Consider the following 18,822-nt stretch of genomic DNA (forward strand, 5'->3'; position numbering starts at 1 on the left):
TATATGTATGGTATAACCATATCCGTCCCCATTCTTAGTTTCTTAGATTATGGAAAAGAGCAGCAGCACTTTTTGCTCTTTCCGCATAAATAGTTGCCATGACCTCACCTCAAATCCAAATTTTTTGGAATTATAATTTCAAAAAATGCAAAGTAATATCATGTTTTCTGCCAGGTTCAGAAAGGCTGAAGGAAGAATTGGAAAATCAGTTATAAAATTTCCAGTATGACTTTTGGAAATTATATGATGTAGAAATCTGCAAAATATGGTATTCTAAATACAACAGATAAATGAAAAATGGAAAATTTCCTCTGTTTTATAGGGGGGATTAGCATACAAATCCCGCCGAAGCAGAACATCAGATATAAGAAGTTTTAATGGGAAGGGAGGATTTTCTATGGAGAATATCTATTATTTAATTATTACATGGATTGGGGCAGCCATTATGCTGGGAGTAGGAATTTATGATTACAAATACAGAACAAAGCCTGTAAAGTATGGAATCAGTAATTCCACATCTGACAGAAAGATAACAGATGTGAAGGCATATAATAAAGCCCATGGAAAGCTCTGGTACATTTATTCTGCTTTTTTATGGCTGGGGGGTATTTTTGAATATTTTTTTCCTGAATTTTCCATTTTCTTTTTTATTCTGTATAGTACAGTCGGAGTTGGCGCTTCTGTGTGGTATGTGCGGAAAATAGAAGAAAAGTATATAGTATATAGCATAAAGGATAGATGTGATGCTGGAACTAATTAGACATCACAAAAATATATTCTTTTATACGCAGGGAAATTTTTTTCGTATACTTTATGATGTAAAAGGAAATATGTCTGAACAGAAAGAGAGAAAAGAACGAGCATGAACAGAAATTATCAAAAGGAACTGGAAAACATCATAGAAGAAAATCAGAAAAACGGGAAGGTTCCCAGACTCTTTCTCCATAGCTGTTGCGCGCCCTGCAGCAGCTATGTACTGGAATATCTGTCCCAGTATTTTGAAATTACAGACTTTTTTTATAATCCCAATATTTCCCCCAGAGAAGAGTACAAAAAACGCACAGAGGAATTAAAACGCCTTATAGAAGAAATGCCTTTTGTGCATAAGCCTGTGTTGGTGGAAGGGACTTATTGCCCGGAGAAATTTTTTGAAATGGCAAAGGGATTGGAACATGTTCCTGAGGGAGGAGAGCGGTGTTTTAAGTGCTACCGCATGCGTCTGGAGGAAACTGCAAAACTGGCAGCAGAAGGGGGATATGATTATTTTGCCACCACTTTGACCATCAGCCCTTTGAAAAATGCAGCAAAGCTAAATGAAATCGGAGAAGAGTTGGAAAAGCTTTACCATGTCAGACATCTCCCTTCTAATTTTAAGAAAAAAAACGGATATAAACGTTCTACAGAGTTATCCGGTGAATATCATCTTTACAGACAGGATTACTGCGGCTGCATTTTTTCCAGACAGGAAAGAGAACGACAAAAGCAGGAACAAAAGGAAAAACTCTTGCGTTCAACACTATAAAGTGGTAAAATTTCACATAGAATATTGTCAAAAAGGTCAGAGAAGAAAAAAGACTGGACAATATGGTGAAAAAGAGAGGAATGAGGAATTATTATGGCACAATTATGGGGAGGTCGGTTTACAAAAGAAACAGACCGTCTGGTGTATAATTTTAATGCGTCCCTGAGTTTTGACAAAAGGCTTTATAAACAGGACATTAAAGGCAGCATGGCGCATGCTTCCATGCTGGCAAAGCAGGGGATTCTCACAGAAAAAGAAAAGGAAGAAATCCTGTCCGGACTGCAGGAAATTCTGGTGGATATTGAAAACGGAAAGCTGGAATTTTCTCCGGAGTATGAAGATATTCACAGCTTTGTAGAGGCAAATCTCATTGCCAGAAAGGGAAATGCAGGGAAAAAACTCCACACAGGAAGAAGCCGCAATGACCAGGTGGCTCTTGACATGAAAATGTATGTAAGAGAGGAAATTCAGGAAACCGACGGTCTTTTAAAGGAACTTTTGGAAACCCTTCACAAACTGATGAAGGAGAATATACATACCTATATGCCGGGATTTACCCATTTACAGAAGGCACAGCCTGTGACCGTAGCTCATCATCTGGGCGCTTATTTTGAAATGTTCAAAAGAGATCGGAGCCGTTTAACGGATACCAAAAAGAGACTGAATTTGTGTCCCCTCGGAAGTGGAGCTTTGGCAGGTACCACATATCCATTGGACAGAGAATATACAGCCAGGGTTTTGGGCTTTGACGGTCCTACCTTAAATAGCATGGATTCTGTGGCTGACAGAGATTATCTGATTGAGTTTTTGTCGGATTTGTCTATGATTATGATGCATTTGAGCCGCTTCTGTGAAGAAATGATTCTTTGGAATTCCAATGAATATCAGTTTGTGGAGCTTGATGATGCATACAGCACAGGCAGCAGCATTATGCCTCAGAAGAAAAATCCGGATATTGCAGAACTGGTAAGAGGAAAGACGGGACGGGTATACGGCGCTCTTGTTTCTCTTCTCACTACCATGAAGGGGCTTCCTCTGGCTTATAATAAGGATATGCAGGAGGACAAGGAGCTTGCCTTTGACGCCATGGATACGGCAAAAGGTTGTATTGCGCTGTTTAATGGTATGATTTCCACTCTGGAATTTAAGAAGGAAAACATGGAAAACAGTGCGAAAAACGGTTTTACCAATGCAACAGATGCAGCGGATTATCTGGTAAATCGCGGGGTTCCGTTTAGAGATGCACACAGCATTGTGGGACGTCTGGTGCTTTACTGTCTGGAAAAGAACATTGCTCTGGAAGAAATGTCTTTGGAAGAATACAAGGCAATCAGTCCGGTATTTGAAGAGGATATCTACGAGGCTATCAGTATGAAGAACTGTGTGGAAAAGCGTAACACCATTGGCGCACCCGGTTCAGTGGCCATGGAAACTGTGTTAAAACAGAATGAAAAATATCTGGAAGAATAAGAAGAATTTCTTGACATTTTGGAATATTTTGTTATAGTGATGTATAACAAAAACAAATGTACGCGCAGAAAAGACAAGTAAGGCTTTGCGTGTACAGGACGAAGGAGAATAGACAGATGAGTGAAAAATTGAGAGTTGGAATTTTAGGCGCTACAGGTATGGTTGGACAGAGATTTATTTCTCTTTTGGAAAATCACCCCTGGTTTGAGGTTGTTACCGTAGCAGCAAGTGCAAGAAGTGCGGGAAAAACATATGAAGAAGCTGTAGGTGGACGCTGGAAAATGACAACCCCTATGCCGGAGGCTGTGAAACAGCTGGTTGTCATGAATGTATCAGAGGTGGAAAAGGTTGCTTCTACCGTAGATTTTGTATTTTCTGCAGTAGATATGTCAAAAGAAGAAATTAAGGCTATTGAAGAAGAGTATGCAAAGACAGAAACACCGGTTGTTTCCAACAATAGCGCACACAGATGGACTCCTGATGTTCCTATGGTTGTACCGGAAATCAATCCCCAGCATTTTGATGTGATTGAATTCCAGAAAAAACGTCTTGGTACAACAAGAGGCTTTGTAGCTGTAAAGCCAAACTGCTCCATTCAGAGTTATGCGCCTGTTCTTACAGCATGGAAAGAGTTTGAGCCCTATGAAGTGGTAGCAACGACTTACCAGGCAATTTCCGGCGCCGGAAAAACTTTTAAGGACTGGCCGGAAATGGTGGAAAATATTATTCCCTATATTGGCGGAGAAGAAGAAAAGAGCGAAATGGAACCCCTTCGTCTTTGGGGTGAAATCAAAGATGGTGTGATTGAACCTGCAAAAGAGCCGGTCATTACCTGTCAGTGTGTACGCGTTCCTGTATTAAACGGTCATACAGCCGCTGTCTTTGTAAAATTCAGAAAGAAACCAACCAAAGAACAGTTGATTGAAAAGCTGGTAAACTTCAAGGGAATTCCACAGGAATTAGATCTTCCAAGTGCTCCAAAGCAGTTTATTCAGTACATGGAGGAAGAAAATCGTCCGCAGGTTCAGGCAGATGTGGATTACGAAAACGGTATGGGTGTTTCCGTGGGACGTTTAAGAGAAGACAAGGTTTATGATTTTAAATTTATCGGACTTTCCCACAATACCGTTCGCGGTGCAGCAGGCGGTGCCGTACTTTGTGCGGAAACGCTGAAGGCAAAAGGATATATTACAAAAAAATAAAAGGATGAAGAAAAAACCGAGAAAGGGGCTGTTGCATAGGACAGTCCCCCTTTTCGGTTCAGAGACAGTTCCTGCAGGGCGGAAATTTGACGCTTTTTTAAACCTGTGTTAAGATAAAAGGCATTGCAACAGAAATTAAAGTAAAAGAGGAGCTTTTATGAGCAAATCATTGTTTATAGCCGAAAAGCCAAGCGTTGCCCAGGAATTTGCCCGGGCATTAAAGCTGAATAGTGCCAGAAGGGACGGTTATCTGGAAGGGGAAAACACTATTGTAACCTGGTGTGTGGGACACCTGGTAACCATGAGTTATCCGGAAGCCTATGACCCGGCTCTGAAAAGATGGAGTTTGGAAACCCTGCCCTTTTTGCCGGAAGAATTTAAGTATGAGGTGATTCCTTCTGTAAAGAAACAGTTTGACATTGTCAGCGGACTTTTGAACCGCAAAGATGTAGAAACCATTTATGTATGCACGGACTCCGGGCGGGAGGGAGAATATATTTACCGTTTGGTTGCCATGATGTCCGGGGTAAAGGATAAGGTGCAAAAAAGAGTGTGGATTGATTCCCAGACTGAGGAGGAAATTATCCGTGGTATCCGGGAGGCAAAGGAGCTTTCTGCATATGATAATCTCTCTGCGTCTGCCTATCTGCGCGCCAAGGAGGATTATTTAATGGGAATTAATTTTTCCAGACTCCTTTCTCTGAAATACGGCAATGCCGTTTCCAATTATCTGGGCAGTCGTTATCAGCCCATTTCTGTGGGAAGGGTAATGACTTGCGTTCTCGGTATGGTTGTCCGCAGAGAGCGAGAAATTCGGGACTTTGTGAAAACACCTTTTTATCGTGTGCTGGGGAAATTTGAACTGCAAAAACATTTTTTTGAAGGCGAATGGAGAGCTGTGGAGGGCAGCCGTTATTTTCAATCTCCTTTGTTATACAAGGAAAACGGATTTAAGGAAAAAGAAACTGCCCGGGAATTTAAAGAACTACTTTCCCAAAATCCGCCCCTCCAGGCTGTGGTGGAGAAAATAGAGCGAAAAAAAGAGAATAAAAATCCTCCTCTTCTTTTTAATCTGGCAGAACTGCAGAATGAGTGTTCCAGGCTGTTTAAATTAAGTCCTGATGAAACCCTGAAAATTGTACAAGAGTTATATGAGAAAAAGCTGGTGACCTATCCAAGAACTGATGCCCGTGTGCTTTCTACGGCGGTGGCAAAGGAAATTCAGAAAAACATAGGAGGATTACGCAGCTATATACATGCAGGGAGTTATGTAGATGAAATTCTGACAGCACAGAGATATAAAAATTTGGAAAAAACCAGATATGTTAATGACAAACAGATTACCGATCACTATGCCATTATTCCAACCGGACAGGGGTTGAGTGCGTTAAGAAGCGTTTCTCAACAGGCAGAAAAAGTATATGAAGTGATTGTGCGCCGGTTTTTGAGTATTTTTTATCCTTCTGCTGTTTATCAGAAAGTCAGCCTGGTTTCTGTTATAGAAAAGGAACGGTTGTTTTCCTCTTTTAAAGTTCTGATATCCGAAGGATATTTAAAGGTGACCGGCTATTCCTTTGGAAAAAAGAAGGAAGACGAAACTTCAGAGGAGGAAACAAAAGACGGAGTATTTCTGGAAATGCTACAGAATGTGAAAAAAGGAAGTATACTTCCGGTGAAGGAATTCCTTATAAAAGAAGGGGAAACTTCGCCACCCAAGCGTTATACTTCCGGTTCTATGATTCTGGCTATGGAAAATGCCGGACAGCTCATTGAAGACGAGGAGCTGCGGGCGCAGATTAAGGGCAGCGGTATCGGAACCAGTGCGACCAGAGCGGAGATTCTGAAAAAGCTGGTGACGATTAAGTATTTGACTTTGAATAAAAAGACACAGGTCATTACCCCGACTCTGTTGGGAGAGATGATTTTTGATGTGGTAAATGCATCTATTCGTTCTCTCTTAAGCCCGGAATTGACAGCAAGTTGGGAGAAGGGGTTGACTTATGTGGCAGAGGGCAGCATTACTTCTGAGGAATATATGCAGAAGCTGGAACGATTTATTCGCTCCTGGACCCAGGGGGTTATGGGACTTAGAAACCAGTTGATGCTCAAACAGTACTTTGATGCTGCGGCTGTATATTATCAAAAGAGTAAGAACAGCAAAACCGGAGCAAAGACTGCAGGGAAATCTACCAAAAAATAGTTTTAAAGAAAGAGGACAAAGATGGAACAGTTAAAAATTCAGGAATTATACAGTGATTTAAGTAAAACCATGGCAGGCGAACTGTTAAAAAGTAAAACTTATCCATGGGAGGTATTGCCGGAAATCGGCGCTTTTATTGTAAAGTTGGGAAATACTTTAAGCGAAGAAGAATATGAAAAAAGAGGAGAAGATGTGTGGGTTGCAAAATCCGCAAGTGTTGCTCCTACGGCATGTATTCACGGGCCGGCAATTATCGGAAAAGAGGCAGAAATCCGTCATTGTGCCTTTATCCGCGGCAATGCTCTGGTAGGAGAGGGCGCTGTTGTGGGGAATTCTACAGAACTGAAAAATGTGATTCTCTTTGATAAGGTGCAGGTACCGCATTACAATTATGTGGGAGACTCCATTTTAGGCTATAAATCCCATATGGGTGCAGGCTCTATTACTTCAAACGTAAAATCAGACAAAAAGCTGGTAGTAGTAAAAGCACAGGACACACAGATGGAAACAGGGCTGAAAAAATTCGGTGCTATGCTAGGTGATGAAGTGGAGGTTGGCTGTGGCTCAGTGCTGAATCCCGGAACCGTAGTGGGAAGCCACAGCAATATTTATCCCCTGTCTTCTGTAAGAGGAGTTGTACCTGCAAACAGTATTTACAAAAAGCAGGGAGATGTTATAGAAAAAAGATAAGCTATGCAGCCTGGGATATCAGATCCCGAAAACTGCATAGCGTACCAGAAATAAAAGAAAGAGGTGCAGAGGATAGAAAAGGTAGAAAAAATATTTCATACTTTTGCCTTTTTGCTGATTGTATAGATTTATAGGAAGAAAGGCAAGGCAGGCAGCAGGCTCCCATAAAAGGGAAAGACAGCCGGCAATGGTTTTTTCCAGAGGATAGGAGTAAAAAAGGTACAAAATCAGAATCAGAACCAATCCTTTCCAGTTGTAATCAGCAGCAAAAACAGCCCCTGCAAGAATCCCGCCTCCTGCGGCAAGCAGCATGAGGACGGGATTTTTCTGTCTGACCATATCCATAATCCAGAGAGTCAGAAAACCTATAAGAAGAGTAAACATCACATTCTGATAGGAAAGCTCCAGTATTTCCCTCCGAAAGCATACATCAAAGGGGAATCTCAGAGATACAGGCAAAAAGGAAAAGTCGCAGAGCGTATTTTTTACGGTTGGAGGTATGGACAAAGCCTTCCACCAGCAGGAAACAGAAAATGGGGAAAGAAATTCGTCCCAGAAAACGAAGAACATGGTCTGCGTGATATAGAGCAAGGGTGGCTTCATAGGAAAAAGCGGAGGAAAGCTGCTGGTTATAGGCGGCGATTGCTCCATTTTCCAGAAAAACTGCTCCAATGTGATCGATTAGCATGGTAAAAAGAGCAATCCATTTCAAGGCGCTTCCTGAAAGACAGGGAGGAAGCAGCGTTTTTTTTGGTATGCCGGGAATAGAGGTTTTATAAAGCATGATGAAATCCTTTCTGTATTTATGGTAATAAAATTCTAAAATTGTATTTATTATAACACAAAACCTTCTTGTATTAAATAAAATACCAGGGTTTTCTTGCAAAGAAAAGAAAATATGTTTATGATAGACTACAGGGATTTCAGAAGAAGTAACATAATTGGATTTTGAACTGAGGTCAATACCGACGTAAAGCGTAGATAATGGGTTAATCTTTAACATGATATCATACCAAAGAATAACCTATGTGACTATTAACCAATGTAGATGTGCTGGAAAGGGGTTATCCCAGGTGTTTCCGATCATCTATAAATCCATAGAAAGAATAAGTGCATAACCATCATTTCTATTGGCTATACACTTATGATATGAGGAAAATAAAAATGAGAGGTTTGGATACAAACGTAAAAAGAATCCGTCATAAAGTATTTAAAGAAATTGCCCCGTGTAGGCTTTGAATCAGAACCGGATACACTGGTGGCAGATATTGAGGCGATTCCTTATCACATTGTGCAGGAACGCGCAACCTACAGAGAAAGTATTTACCGGGAAAGAGCGGTTGCCAGCGAGAGAGTCCGTCTTGCTATGGGTATGTCCCTTCGCCCGGAAAATGCGGCTGTACATATTACAGCAGGCCTGGAAGCAAGCAATATTGATGAGAAGTATTATGAACCGCCTCTGATGCAGGTGATTCCTTCTGCCTGCGATGCCTGTGAGCCAAAGATGTATGAAGTTTCCAATATGTGCAGAGGCTGTGTAGCTCACCCTTGTAAAGAGGTCTGTCCAAAGGGCGCTATCAGCATTGTAAAGGGTAAGTCTGTCATTGACCAGGAAAAATGCATTAAGTGCGGCAAGTGTAAATCCGTATGTCCTTATGATGCCATCGCCAAAAAAGAAAGACCCTGTGCAAGAGCCTGCGGCGTCAATGCTATTGAAAGTGATGAGCTGGGCAGGGCAAAAATTAACAATGAAAAGTGTGTATCCTGCGGTATGTGTATGGTAAGCTGTCCCTTTGGGGCAATTTCTGATAAATCACAGATTTTTCAGCTTGCCCATGCCTTAAAGGAGGGAAAACAGATTATTGCTGAAGTAGCGCCTGCTTTTGTTGGACAGTTCGGACCAGATGTGACTCCCAGAAAGTTAAAGGCAGCGCTGCAGGAACTTGGCTTTGCGGACGTCTATGAGGTAGCCCTTGGCGCAGATATTGGTGCTGTTGCAGAGGCACACCACTATGCGGAAAAAGTAAGCACAGGAGAACTTCCGTTCCTTTTGACCTCCTGTTGTCCTTCCTGGAGCATGCTTGCAAAGAAATTTTTCCCGGATATGATTGAGAACATCTCTCAGGAACTGACTCCAATGGTTGCTACGGCAAGAACCATTAAGCAGCAGTATCCGGATGCCCATGTGGTATTTATCGGTCCCTGCGCTTCCAAAAAGCTGGAAGCTTCCAGAAAATCTGTGCGAAGTGATGTGGATTTTGTCATTACTTTTGAGGAACTGGCAGGTATGTTCGATGCAAAAGGCATTAATCCGGCAGAATGTGAAGGAGAAAGCTCTTTCCACAATGCGACTGCGGCGGGCAGAGGCTATGCGGTTGCAGGAGGCGTGGCAAGTGCAGTAGAGGATTGTCTGCATGCATATTATCCTGATGTAGAGGTTCATATTGAACATGCAGAAGGGCTTGCAGAATGTAAAAAGATTCTGACCATGGCAAAAGCCGGTAAACTAAAGGGCTGTATGATTGAAGGTATGGGCTGTCCCGGAGGCTGTATGGCAGGGGCAGGAACCAATGTGCCTCTGGCAAAAGCAGCCGCTGATTTGAAAAAATATAAAAAAGACTCTTCCAGACAGATTCCTGCTGCAGAACTGGCAGAAATACATTTGGATTAAGGAAGTTCCCACATAATAAGAGAAGAACTACAGGTTTTTGGAAAAGCCTGTGGTTCTTTTTTCTATATTCTTAAGAAAAACTTTAAAAATCTCCCCCTGTTCTCTTTAAATCTCTTTTTTATGATAAAGATAACTTAAGAGAAAGACAAAAGGGGGAAGACTTATGAAGATATTAATTACAACAGACTGGTATAAGCCGATTATTAACGGAGTCGTGACTTCTGTTTTGAATTTAAAAAAGGAATTGGAAGAAAGGGGACATGAGGTGCGGGTGCTGACGCTTTCCAGAACCTATGAGTCTTATCAGGAAGCCGGCATCTATTATATAAAATCCGTGAATCTGGAAAAGATTTATCCCAATGTACGAGGCGTTTTGCCGCATATCGAAAAGCTGGTAAGGGAACTGACAGACTGGAATCCGGATATTGTGCATTCCCAGTGTGAATTTATGACTTTTTCCTATGCAGTAAAAATCAGTAAAAAATGCGGTTGTCCTCTGGTTCATACATATCATACTGTTTATGAAGATTATGTTCATTATCTGCCGGGTGGGATTTCCCGTTATCCCATGGGCAGGATTTTGGAAAAAAGAGCAGTGGCACAGTTTTCCAGAAGCGTCTTAAAAAAGGCCAGCCAGGTGATTGTCCCCACAGAAAAGGTGGAAAAGCTGTTAAAGAGCTACGAAGTCAAAAATCCCATTTCCGTTATTCCAAGCGGAATTGATTTACAAAACTTCTGCCGATGTCTGTCCCAGGCGGAGAAACAAAGTTTAAAAAAGCAGTGGAACATTCCTCTGGATAACCATGTATTGGTCAGTGTGGGACGTCTGGCAAAAGAAAAGAATTTGGAGGAATTGCTTCGTTTTTTTGCAAAGCTGGTGAAAGAAGAAAAACGAGAAAAGCTCACCTTTTTAATTGCAGGGGACGGACCAGACAGGGAACGTTTGGAAAAGCTGGCAGAGGAGTTGGACATTCAGGAGAAAACCGTATTTACAGGCATGATAAATCCAAAAGAAGTAGGAAAGTATTACCAGCTGGGAGATGTGTTTGTATGTGCCTCGAACAGCGAAACACAGGGAATTACTTATATTGAAGCCCTGGCAAGCGGTGTTCCGGCGCTCTGCAGAAAAGACGAATGTCTGAATCAGGTCATAACAGACGGTTACAATGGCTTCCAATATGATTCTTATACATATTTTAAAATGCATTTAGACTATCTTCTGGAAAAGGAAGACAGAAGAAAAGAAATGGGAAAATGTGCAAAAGAAACTGCATGCCTGTATTCTACCTGGAATTTCTGCACCATGGCAGAGCGACTTTATAAAGAAACCCTGGTGCAACAGGGGGTGGCAGGACTTTCCGAAAAGAAGCAGGAAGAGCAGGGATATTCCAGGGGATTTTCCTTTGCATGGAATAAAAGAAATCTGGTAAAGAGAGGGGCGTAAGGCTATGAAAAAAATAAATATGCTGTCAAAAACGGATATGGTAAAGGGACAGGGCGTACTTTCTGCCCATGACGAACAGGTGGCGCTTGTCAGACAGGTGATGCAGAACCGCGCCCTGATATTGGAAAATGCAAAAACAGCCAGCGAAATCACACATTATCATTCCATTAATCCGGAGTATTATCTGTCTGTGGGAAAAAGAAAAAAACAGGGCGCTACTGTGGGATATGTGCATTTTTTACCGGAAACAGTGGAAAACAGCATCTCCCTTCCAAGGACAGTAAAACAGCTTTTCTATAAATATATGATTTCTTTTTACAAAAGAATGGACTATCTGGTGACAGTAAATCCTCTGTTTATAGACAAACTGGTACAGTATGGAGTTCCCAGAGAAAAGATTACCTATATTCCCAATGTGGTATCAGAAGAAACTTTTTATCCGGCTTCCGGAGAACGAAGAGAGAAAATTCGCAAAAAATGTCATATTGCCCCAGAAACTTTTACTGTTTTGTGTGTAGGGCAGTTGCAGAAAAGAAAAGGCGTGTTTGAATTTGTGGAAACCGCCAGACGCATGCCGGACTGTCAGTTTGTCTGGGCGGGAGGCTTCTCTTTTGGAAAGATATCAGAAGGCTATGAAGAAATTCGGGCATTGATGAAGCATTTGCCGCCAAACGTAAAATTTTTAGGATTGGTAGACCGGGAAAAAATGAATGATGTCTATAACATGGCGGACGTAATGTTTCTGCCTTCTTATGAAGAGCTGTTTCCCATGACCATTCTGGAATCCATGAACTGTGCGCTTCCGGTGCTGGTAAGGGATTTGCCGGAATACAGACCCATTCTTTTTGACCATGTATTAAAGGGAAGAAGCACAGAGGAATTTGTGCAACTTTTGCGTCAGTTAAAAGAAGAACCTGATTTTTATCAGCGAAGCGCACATGCCGCATATGAAGGACATGAGCGATACAGCAGAGAAGCTGTGGGAGAAAAATGGAAGGCTTTTTATGAAAAGGTTTTTGCTGCAGAAGAAGAAAAAAGGCTGTGGAACAGAAAAAAGCTTTCCCAGAGAAAGGAAAGCGGGGAGAGATTATGGAAAGACAGAAAACAACAGTATATTTGAATCTCTGTACTCTTTTAGGGCTGGCAGGTATGGCATGTTTTATCTGGTATGGGGTACAAAATCAGATTTTTGTATCTGCAGAATCTTTAAAACACTTTCTAAATCAATTCGGGTTGTTTGCCCCGGCGCTGTTTCTTGTTATTCAAATGATTCAGGTGGTACTTCCCATTTTGCCAGGGGCTGTAGGCTGTCTGGGAGGCGTGCTGATTTTCGGACCGGTCTGGGGATTTGTCTATAATTATATCGGAATTTCCCTTGGTTCCATACTGGCATTTTTGCTCTCGAAAAGATATGGAAGACCCTTTGTACGCGGGATTATAGGAGAGAAAAATTATGAAAAATATATTGGGTGGCTGGAAAAGGGAAAAGCTTTTGATAAGGCGTTTGCAGTTGCCATTTTTCTTCCCGTTGCGCCGGACGATTTGCTCTGCTACATGGCCGGTCTTACCCCCATGTCCCTGAAAAAATTTGCGACAATTATTTTTCTGGGAAAGCCGGGTTCGATTTTTCTTTACAGTTTGGGTCTTACGGGAATTATGGAAGTGCTGAAGCAGATTTTTTAAGAAAAGAGAGCCGATGCTTTAAAGGAAAGCACCTGTAAAGCGCCGGCTCTTTCAGACTTTCTTATTTCCTTTTTCAGGAAACGTTTTCAGATGACTTTTCAGATTTCAGAAAAGGTATATTTTTCTTTTAAGCCGTTTGTCATAACATCATAGGTAACAGAACCATTTTCGAGGACTGTTTTTTCACAGGTAGCTGCCCGGCTGACATGCTCTTTCATAAAAGTGTCTAAGTCTTCACATTCGATTTCGGAAATCTGGGAATCCATTTTTCCTCTGCACATATCATTGATTTCACGGATTAATTCATATTTTTTCATAACGCATACCTCCCTGTATTCGGATTTGAATTTTGAGTTTTGAAATTTTTTTATAAGTTACTTTTATTTTAACACTGCCTTTGGGGAATTTCCAGAAAAATATTCCGATACATTCTTATTTTTGCAATAATAAAAAGGAGATTTTAAAAATACTCCATTTGTCATGGGGAATTTTGGCGGTATTTTGCAGAAAAGAGAAAATAAGTCTGGATTTTTTATAGGTTTTATGAGAAAATAGGTTTGAATAAGACGTTAAATGATTAACGCACTTGTAAGTATACATACTTGAAAGGAGTATTAAAATGATTTATTCACATGAAGTAGAAACAATGTGCCCAGTAGCACAGGGCGTAAATCACGGTGCAGCTCCAATTCCGGAAGAAGCAAAGTGGGTAAAGGCAAAAGAAATCAAAGATATCTCTGGTCTGACACATGGTGTAGGCTGGTGTGCACCTCAGCAGGGTACCTGTAAATTAACTTTAAACGTAAAAGACGGTATCATTCAGGAAGCACTGGTAGAAACAATCGGCTGTTCAGGTATGACTCATTCTGCAGCTATGGCATCTGAAATCTTACCGGGAAGAACTCTCCTGGAAGCATTAAATACAGACCTTGTCTGTGATGCAATCAACACAGCTATGAGAGAATTATTCTTACAGATCGTGTATGGACGTACTCAGAGTGCATTCTCTGAAGACGGACTTCCAATCGGCGCAGGTCTTGAAGACCTTGGAAAAGGACTTCGTTCCCAGGTTGGTACTATGTACGGAACATTAAAGAAAGGTCCTCGTTATCTGGAAATGACAGACGGCTATGTGACAGGTATTGCATTAAACGAAGATGATGAAATCATCGGATACAAATTCGTAAGCTTTGGTAAGATGATGGACTTCATCAAAGCCGGAGATGATGCAAACACAGCATTCGAAAAAGCTCAGGGTCAGTACGGACGTGTAAACGACGCTGTTAAAATTATCGACCCGCGTAAAGAGTAATCAGACGGAATTGTCAGATATAGAAATCAGGAGGATAGAATAATGGCTTTATTTGAATCATATGAAAGAAGAGAAAAACAGATTCTGGCTGTTTTAAAAGAGTACGGAATGAACTCTATTGAAGAAGCTGCAGAAGTAACAAAAGCAGCCGGTTTAGATGTATACAAAATGGTTGAAGGCATTCAGCCAATCTGTTTTGAAAACGCAAAATGGGCTTACACAGTAGGCGCAGCTATCGCAATCAAAAAAGGCTGCAAAAAAGCAGCTGATGCGGCAGCAGCTATCGGTGAAGGTCTTCAGTCTTTCTGTATCCCGGGTTCTGTTGCAGACCAGCGTAAAGTAGGTCTTGGACATGGTAACTTAGGAAAAATGCTTCTGGAAGAAGATACAAAATGTTTTGCATTCTTAGCAGGACATGAGTCTTTCGCAGCAGCAGAAGGCGCTATCGGTATTGCTGAAAAAGCAAACAAAGTTCGTAAAGAGCCTCTTCGCGTTATCTTAAACGGATTAGGAAAAGACGCTGCACAGATTATTGCCCGTATCAACGGATTTACTTATGTAGAAACAGAATATGATTACTACACAGGTGAATTAAAAGAAGTATTCCGCAAAGCATACTCTGACGGACTTCGTGCAAAAGTAAACTGTTACGGTGCAAATGATGTTCGTGAAGGTGTTGCAATCATGTGGAAAGAAGACGTTGACGTTTCTATCACAGGTAACTCTACAAACCCGACACGTTTCCAGCACCCGGTTGCAGGTACATACAAGAAAGAACGTATCGAAGCTGGAAAGAAATACTTCTCTGTTGCTTCAGGCGGTGGTACAGGACGTACTCTTCACCCGGACAACATGGCAGCAGGTCCGGCTTCTTACGGTATGACAGATACCTTAGGACGTATGCATTCTGATGCTCAGTTTGCAGGTTCTTCTTCTGTACCGGCTCATGTTGAGATGATGGGTCTTATCGGCGCAGGTAACAACCCGATGGTTGGTATGACTGTAGCTGTAGCTGTAGCTGTTGAAGAAGCAGCAAAAGAAGGCAGATTCTAAGAAATATCGTATTTTCAAGGAATGTTCAGTGTAATAATTCTGTAAAATCCTTGTGAATCTTGCTGTGTAATACACAAATTTAAAACTAATAAAAAAGCTATATCGGAGTCAATAAGATTTCCGGTATAGCTTTTATTTTAAAGTACTAAGAAAAGGGTAATAGTTCTTGTAACTTGGATATAGAACTCTCATACTCATATATATATATGAATTTACAGTTTCGATATATTCTTTATACGCTGACTCATCTTTTAGTTTATTTGTGCTAAGAACCAATTCCAAATCATGCACAAAATCTTCACAAGTTAATTTTGACTCCTCTTGGGTTTGAATTTCTTGCGTTATTCCATATCTGCCTTCACAATTACCGGCAAATTCGTTTATAGAGGCATCATCTGATTTGACGCGAAATGGACTATTAAAATCTTCTTTAATATTATTAAAATCCTGTCTGAATTGTTTCATAATATTGGTGTTCCCACTTGGCACACTAAATCCTCCTATTTTATAAAAAGAACTGTTTTAACTTTAGAACTTGTTTGTCCCGGCAAAACGTTGTATAATACTTCTAAGAATGGTCTTTAAAAGACCACGGATACAGAAATTCTGTATAGATTATCTAATGATAACGGAGGAAGAAAACATGAACGTATTAGTAGTAAACTGCGGAAGTTCATCACTGAAATTCCAGTTAATCAATTCCGAAACAGAAGCCGTAGCAGCAAAGGGTCTGTGCGAGCGTATCGGAATTGACGGAAGACTGGTTTATCAGCCAACAGGCGGAGAAAAGGAAACAACAGAAGCACCTATGCCAACCCATACAGAGGCTATCAAAATGGTTCTGGACGCTTTGGTAAATCCAAAAACAGGTGTATTAAAAAGCTTAGATGAGGTAGAAGCCATTGGACACCGTGTACTTCACGGCGGTGCAAAAATTTCTGATTCCTGCATTATTGATGACGAGGTTATCTCTGTTATTGAAGAATGCTGCGATTTAGGACCTCTGCACAACCCTGCAAACTTAATGGGTATCCGCGCATGTATGGAATTAATGCCTGGAAAACCAAACGTAGCAGTATTTGACACTGCTTTCCATCAGACAATGCCGGAAAAAGCATATATGTATGCAATTCCATATGAATATTATGAAAAATACAAAGTTCGTAAATATGGCTTCCACGGAACTTCTCACAGATTTGTTTCCAAAGAAACCATTAAATTCCTGGGCTTAGATCCGGACAACTCCAAGGTAATTGTTGCACACTTAGGAAATGGTTCTTCTATCAGCGCTGTTGTAAACGGCAAATGTGTAGATACTTCTATGGGTCTTACTCCACTGGAAGGTCTGGTAATGGGAACACGTTCCGGTGACCTGGATCCGGCTGTATTAGATTTCATTTGCAAAAAAGAAAACATTGACGTTACAGAAATGTAAACATTCTGAATAAGAAATCCGGTCTTTTAGGACTTTCCAAAGGACTTTCCAGTGATTTCCGTGACTTAAATGAAGCAAGAGAGCAGGGAAATGAAGATGCAAAACGTGCTGTAGATTGCCTGTGCTACAGAATTATCAAATACATCGGCTCCTATGCAGCAGCAATGAACGGTGTAGACGCTATTGCCTTTACCGGCGGTATTGGTGAAAATGCAATTCCTGTAAGAGAAGCAGTTGTAAAAGGACTGAGCTATCTGGGAATTACTCTGGACGAAGAAGCAAATCAGACAAGAGGAGAAAACAAAATTATCTCCACACCGGATTCCAAAGTAACCGTAGCAATCGTTCCTACAAACGAAGAATTAGCTATCTGTCAGGAAACAGCAGAATTAGTTAAAAAATAATGGTTGACAAACCATACAATCCTATGTATAATTTACAAGGTGTGATTAGGAGACTATTATGCTAATTGATTTATCAGAAATTTTATCCCTGGAAGGAAAGACGCAGGTTCATGAAGCACCTGTTTCCATGGATTCCTTTCAATCAAAGCTGGGAAGTTTCCCGGTTATGAAAAAGGAACCGATTTCCCTGACAATTACCAATACAGGAAAAAAGGTTCTGAAAATAGAAGCAAAAGGTAGTATTACTGTCAGCATTCCCTGTGATAAGTGTTTAAAGGACGTTCCCACTGAATTTGATATAGACTTTGAACAGGAAATCGATATGCAGGCTTCAAAGGAAGACAGGATAAAAGAACTTAGATGAAATTAATTATGTCACAGGTTGCAGCCTGGACGTAGAGCAGTTAGTGCATAATGAGATTTTAATCCATTGGCCTTTAAGGGTTCTATGTAAAGAGGACTGCCTGGGGATCTGTCCCAAATGCGGGAAGGATTGGAATGAAGGCTCCTGTGACTGTGATCAGTCTAGCCCTGACCCCAGAATGGCGGTAATCAGTGATATATTTAGCAAATTTAAGGAGGTGTAACCTATGTCCATCTGTCCAAAGAATAAATCTTCTAAAGCAAGAAGAGATAAAAGAAGAGCAAACTGGAAAATGAGTGCTCCGAATTTAGTAAAATGCAGCAAATGTGGCGCATTAATGATGCCTCACAGAGTTTGTAAAGCTTGCGGTTCTTACAACAAGAAAGAAATCGTTCAGGTAGAAGAAGCTTAAAAAAATGCAGTGAAATGGGGGGATTTTCATAGGGAAATCCCCTATTTTATTTCCTGAAAATGTGGTATTTACCAATCTTATATCAATTAAAAGAAGAGAAAATTTTTTACGAATCATGATTAGGGAGATGGCATAATGTCATCTCCTTTTGTAAAATAATAGCATATTTAATCGGTACCCAATTAGAAATATAGTAGAAGAATTAATATTTTTGTAATATTTTAAAGGAAAAACTTGCGGTTTTTGAAAAAATAAGTTAATATATGTGAGGGAGTAAGAATTGCAAGGAGGTAATCATAACGTGAAAAATAAATGGTTGAAGAAAACAATGCTCTTTCTGGCTCTGAGTTGCCTTACCTTTTCTGTGACCGGGTGCAAGGCAGAGCATCTTTTTGATAAGGTTCTGGAAAAAACAGATTCCAAAGAGAGTAAGGAAGAGAAACCAGAGGAAGTTCAGGAAACAGAACCCAAGGTTGAGGTGGCAAAGCCAGAGTTTACTGCAAATTTAAGCGGTTCTGTAACTTATAAAAAAGGAGATAAGGCAGAGCCTCTGACTGTAGAGGCAACAACTTCAGATGGAGGAACGATTACATATCAGTGGTATCAGAGCCTGACCAATACCAATGGTGGTGGAACTGTCATAGAAGGCGAAATAAAAAATACCTTTACTCCTCCTACCAAGGAAGAGGGCACCATGTATTATTATGCGGTGGCAACCAGTACCATTGGAGAGTCTACCAACAGGATAACCAGCGATACCAAAGAGGTTATTGTGGCTTCAGAGGAGCAGAAGGCAGAAGAAACAAAACCTGAGGAAGCAAAGAAGGAAGAAACAAAACCGGAAGAAAAGAAAACAGAGGAAAAATCAGCAGAGCAGCCCAAAGAAAATAAACCTGCGGAAGATCAGGCTGCACAGTAATCGGTTTTATGGCCATATAAAAATAATAAAAAACAGCGAAA

The 18,822-nt window shown here is 40.9% G+C and carries 19 protein-coding genes and 2 pseudogenes; 17 read left to right on the forward strand and 4 right to left on the reverse strand.

The window, feature by feature from the left end; genetic code table 11:
- The first annotated feature begins 397 nt into the window (after positions 1 to 397).
- The 6 genes from DQQ01_RS08310 (at position 398) to DQQ01_RS08335 (ending at position 7,084) form a co-directional block, all read left to right on the forward strand.
- On the forward strand, positions 398 to 760 hold the full coding sequence (locus DQQ01_RS08310) for a hypothetical protein (protein ID WP_111919638.1): 363 nt from the start codon (positions 398 to 400) through the stop codon (positions 758 to 760).
- Between the two features lie 102 nt (positions 761 to 862).
- A complete protein-coding gene (locus DQQ01_RS08315; RefSeq protein ID WP_111919639.1) occupies positions 863 to 1,522 on the forward strand; it encodes an epoxyqueuosine reductase QueH in 660 nt (219 codons plus the stop codon).
- Between the two features lie 93 nt (positions 1,523 to 1,615).
- Positions 1,616 to 2,992 carry an argininosuccinate lyase gene (gene argH, locus DQQ01_RS08320; RefSeq protein WP_111919640.1) on the forward strand — a complete coding sequence of 459 codons (1,377 nt, stop codon included), beginning with the start codon at positions 1,616 to 1,618 and terminating at the stop codon, positions 2,990 to 2,992.
- Positions 2,993 to 3,108: 116 nt separating this feature from the next.
- Positions 3,109 to 4,194: an aspartate-semialdehyde dehydrogenase gene (gene asd / locus DQQ01_RS08325; protein WP_111919641.1), complete on the forward strand. Its 1,086-nt coding sequence runs from the start codon at positions 3,109 to 3,111 to the stop codon at positions 4,192 to 4,194.
- A gap of 157 nt (positions 4,195 to 4,351) precedes the next feature.
- Complete coding sequence (locus DQQ01_RS08330; RefSeq protein ID WP_111919642.1) at positions 4,352 to 6,394, forward strand: DNA topoisomerase; 2,043 nt, start codon at positions 4,352 to 4,354, stop codon at positions 6,392 to 6,394.
- A gap of 21 nt (positions 6,395 to 6,415) precedes the next feature.
- Positions 6,416 to 7,084 carry an acyltransferase gene (locus DQQ01_RS08335; protein ID WP_111919643.1) on the forward strand — a complete coding sequence of 223 codons (669 nt, stop codon included), beginning with the start codon at positions 6,416 to 6,418 and terminating at the stop codon, positions 7,082 to 7,084.
- Positions 7,085 to 7,102: 18 nt separating this feature from the next.
- Here DQQ01_RS08335 and DQQ01_RS16490 read toward each other — a convergent pair whose 3' ends face one another.
- A complete protein-coding gene (locus tag DQQ01_RS16490; RefSeq protein WP_242980718.1) occupies positions 7,103 to 7,468 on the reverse strand; it encodes a TraX family protein in 366 nt (121 codons plus the stop codon).
- Between the two features lie 46 nt (positions 7,469 to 7,514).
- Positions 7,515 to 7,796 carry a TraX family protein gene (locus tag DQQ01_RS16495; RefSeq protein ID WP_242980273.1) on the reverse strand — a complete coding sequence of 94 codons (282 nt, stop codon included), beginning with the start codon at positions 7,794 to 7,796 and terminating at the stop codon, positions 7,515 to 7,517.
- A 452-nt stretch (positions 7,797 to 8,248) separates the two neighbouring features.
- On the opposite strand from DQQ01_RS16495, the pseudogene DQQ01_RS08345 reads away from it, so the two are divergent.
- The 4 genes and pseudogenes from DQQ01_RS08345 to DQQ01_RS08360 all read left to right on the forward strand — a co-directional run bounded on the left by DQQ01_RS08345 (position 8,249) and on the right by DQQ01_RS08360 (position 12,882).
- A pseudogene (locus tag DQQ01_RS08345) lies at positions 8,249 to 9,755 on the forward strand (4Fe-4S dicluster domain-containing protein).
- Positions 9,756 to 9,918: 163 nt separating this feature from the next.
- Positions 9,919 to 11,199, forward strand: coding sequence for a glycosyltransferase family 4 protein (locus DQQ01_RS08350; RefSeq protein ID WP_111919644.1), 1,281 nt, complete (start codon positions 9,919 to 9,921; stop codon positions 11,197 to 11,199).
- 4 nt (positions 11,200 to 11,203) lie between these two features.
- Complete coding sequence (locus DQQ01_RS08355; RefSeq protein ID WP_111919645.1) at positions 11,204 to 12,319, forward strand: glycosyltransferase family 4 protein; 1,116 nt, start codon at positions 11,204 to 11,206, stop codon at positions 12,317 to 12,319.
- Positions 12,289 to 12,882 carry a TVP38/TMEM64 family protein gene (locus DQQ01_RS08360; protein ID WP_111919646.1) on the forward strand — a complete coding sequence of 198 codons (594 nt, stop codon included), beginning with the start codon at positions 12,289 to 12,291 and terminating at the stop codon, positions 12,880 to 12,882. The genes DQQ01_RS08355 and DQQ01_RS08360 overlap by 31 nt, the downstream gene beginning before the upstream one ends.
- A 98-nt stretch (positions 12,883 to 12,980) precedes the next feature.
- On the opposite strand, the gene DQQ01_RS08365 is transcribed toward DQQ01_RS08360, so the two are convergent.
- Complete coding sequence (locus DQQ01_RS08365) at positions 12,981 to 13,199, reverse strand: acyl-ACP--UDP-N- acetylglucosamine O-acyltransferase (RefSeq protein ID WP_111919647.1); 219 nt, start codon at positions 13,197 to 13,199, stop codon at positions 12,981 to 12,983.
- Positions 13,200 to 13,501: 302 nt separating this feature from the next.
- On the opposite strand from DQQ01_RS08365, the gene DQQ01_RS08370 reads away from it, so the two are divergent.
- Positions 13,502 to 14,194, forward strand: coding sequence for an iron-sulfur cluster assembly scaffold protein (locus DQQ01_RS08370; protein WP_111919648.1), 693 nt, complete (start codon positions 13,502 to 13,504; stop codon positions 14,192 to 14,194).
- Between the two features lie 42 nt (positions 14,195 to 14,236).
- Positions 14,237 to 15,247 carry a GGGtGRT protein gene (locus DQQ01_RS08375; RefSeq protein WP_111919649.1) on the forward strand — a complete coding sequence of 337 codons (1,011 nt, stop codon included), beginning with the start codon at positions 14,237 to 14,239 and terminating at the stop codon, positions 15,245 to 15,247.
- Positions 15,248 to 15,379: 132 nt separating this feature from the next.
- Here DQQ01_RS08375 and DQQ01_RS08380 read toward each other — a convergent pair whose 3' ends face one another.
- The gene (locus DQQ01_RS08380) at positions 15,380 to 15,736 is read right to left on the reverse strand and encodes a hypothetical protein (protein ID WP_111919650.1); all 357 of its coding nucleotides are present in this window, start codon (positions 15,734 to 15,736) and stop codon (positions 15,380 to 15,382) included.
- Positions 15,737 to 15,890: 154 nt separating this feature from the next.
- On the opposite strand from DQQ01_RS08380, the pseudogene DQQ01_RS08385 reads away from it, so the two are divergent.
- From DQQ01_RS08385 to DQQ01_RS08400, 5 genes and pseudogenes are all read left to right on the forward strand, one after another.
- Positions 15,891 to 17,086: pseudogene (locus tag DQQ01_RS08385) on the forward strand (acetate/propionate family kinase).
- Positions 17,087 to 17,144: 58 nt separating this feature from the next.
- The gene (locus tag DQQ01_RS17445; protein WP_330407397.1) at positions 17,145 to 17,450 is read left to right on the forward strand and encodes a DUF177 domain-containing protein; all 306 of its coding nucleotides are present in this window, start codon (positions 17,145 to 17,147) and stop codon (positions 17,448 to 17,450) included.
- 43 nt (positions 17,451 to 17,493) lie between these two features.
- Positions 17,494 to 17,673 (forward strand): YceD family protein, encoded by a 180-nt coding sequence (locus DQQ01_RS18125; RefSeq protein WP_334293929.1) that lies wholly within the window; start codon positions 17,494 to 17,496, stop codon positions 17,671 to 17,673.
- 3 nt (positions 17,674 to 17,676) lie between these two features.
- Entirely contained in the window at positions 17,677 to 17,862 is a 186-nt protein-coding gene (rpmF, locus tag DQQ01_RS08395; protein WP_111919651.1) for a 50S ribosomal protein L32, read from the forward strand.
- Positions 17,863 to 18,163: 301 nt separating this feature from the next.
- Positions 18,164 to 18,781, forward strand: a complete 618-nt coding sequence (locus DQQ01_RS08400; RefSeq protein WP_111919652.1) for a DUF8696 domain-containing protein — start codon at positions 18,164 to 18,166, stop codon at positions 18,779 to 18,781.
- Positions 18,782 to 18,822: the final 41 nt, after the last annotated feature.

The organism is Blautia argi, from assembly GCF_003287895.1.
GTDB lineage: Bacteria > Bacillota > Clostridia > Lachnospirales > Lachnospiraceae > Blautia > Blautia argi.

What these genes read in the sequence shown, in the direction of transcription:
- rpmF (WP_111919651.1), top strand. Translation starts at nt 17,677, where the DNA reads ATGTCCATCTGTCCAAAGAATAAATCTTCTAAAGCAAGAAGAGATAAA.
- DQQ01_RS08365 (WP_111919647.1), bottom strand. Translation starts at nt 13,199, where the DNA reads ATGAAAAAATATGAATTAATCCGTGAAATCAATGATATGTGCAGAGGA.
- DQQ01_RS08370 (WP_111919648.1), top strand. Translation starts at nt 13,502, where the DNA reads ATGATTTATTCACATGAAGTAGAAACAATGTGCCCAGTAGCACAGGGC.
- DQQ01_RS17445 (WP_330407397.1), top strand. Translation starts at nt 17,145, where the DNA reads ATGCTAATTGATTTATCAGAAATTTTATCCCTGGAAGGAAAGACGCAG.
- DQQ01_RS08360 (WP_111919646.1), top strand. Translation starts at nt 12,289, where the DNA reads ATGGAAAGACAGAAAACAACAGTATATTTGAATCTCTGTACTCTTTTA.
- DQQ01_RS08330 (WP_111919642.1), top strand. Translation starts at nt 4,352, where the DNA reads ATGAGCAAATCATTGTTTATAGCCGAAAAGCCAAGCGTTGCCCAGGAA.
- DQQ01_RS08315 (WP_111919639.1), top strand. Translation starts at nt 863, where the DNA reads ATGAACAGAAATTATCAAAAGGAACTGGAAAACATCATAGAAGAAAAT.
- DQQ01_RS08350 (WP_111919644.1), top strand. Translation starts at nt 9,919, where the DNA reads ATGAAGATATTAATTACAACAGACTGGTATAAGCCGATTATTAACGGA.
- DQQ01_RS08310 (WP_111919638.1), top strand. Translation starts at nt 398, where the DNA reads ATGGAGAATATCTATTATTTAATTATTACATGGATTGGGGCAGCCATT.
- DQQ01_RS08375 (WP_111919649.1), top strand. Translation starts at nt 14,237, where the DNA reads ATGGCTTTATTTGAATCATATGAAAGAAGAGAAAAACAGATTCTGGCT.
- DQQ01_RS08355 (WP_111919645.1), top strand. Translation starts at nt 11,204, where the DNA reads ATGAAAAAAATAAATATGCTGTCAAAAACGGATATGGTAAAGGGACAG.
- argH (WP_111919640.1), top strand. Translation starts at nt 1,616, where the DNA reads ATGGCACAATTATGGGGAGGTCGGTTTACAAAAGAAACAGACCGTCTG.
- DQQ01_RS08335 (WP_111919643.1), top strand. Translation starts at nt 6,416, where the DNA reads ATGGAACAGTTAAAAATTCAGGAATTATACAGTGATTTAAGTAAAACC.
- asd (WP_111919641.1), top strand. Translation starts at nt 3,109, where the DNA reads ATGAGTGAAAAATTGAGAGTTGGAATTTTAGGCGCTACAGGTATGGTT.
- DQQ01_RS16490 (WP_242980718.1), bottom strand. Translation starts at nt 7,468, where the DNA reads ATGTTTACTCTTCTTATAGGTTTTCTGACTCTCTGGATTATGGATATG.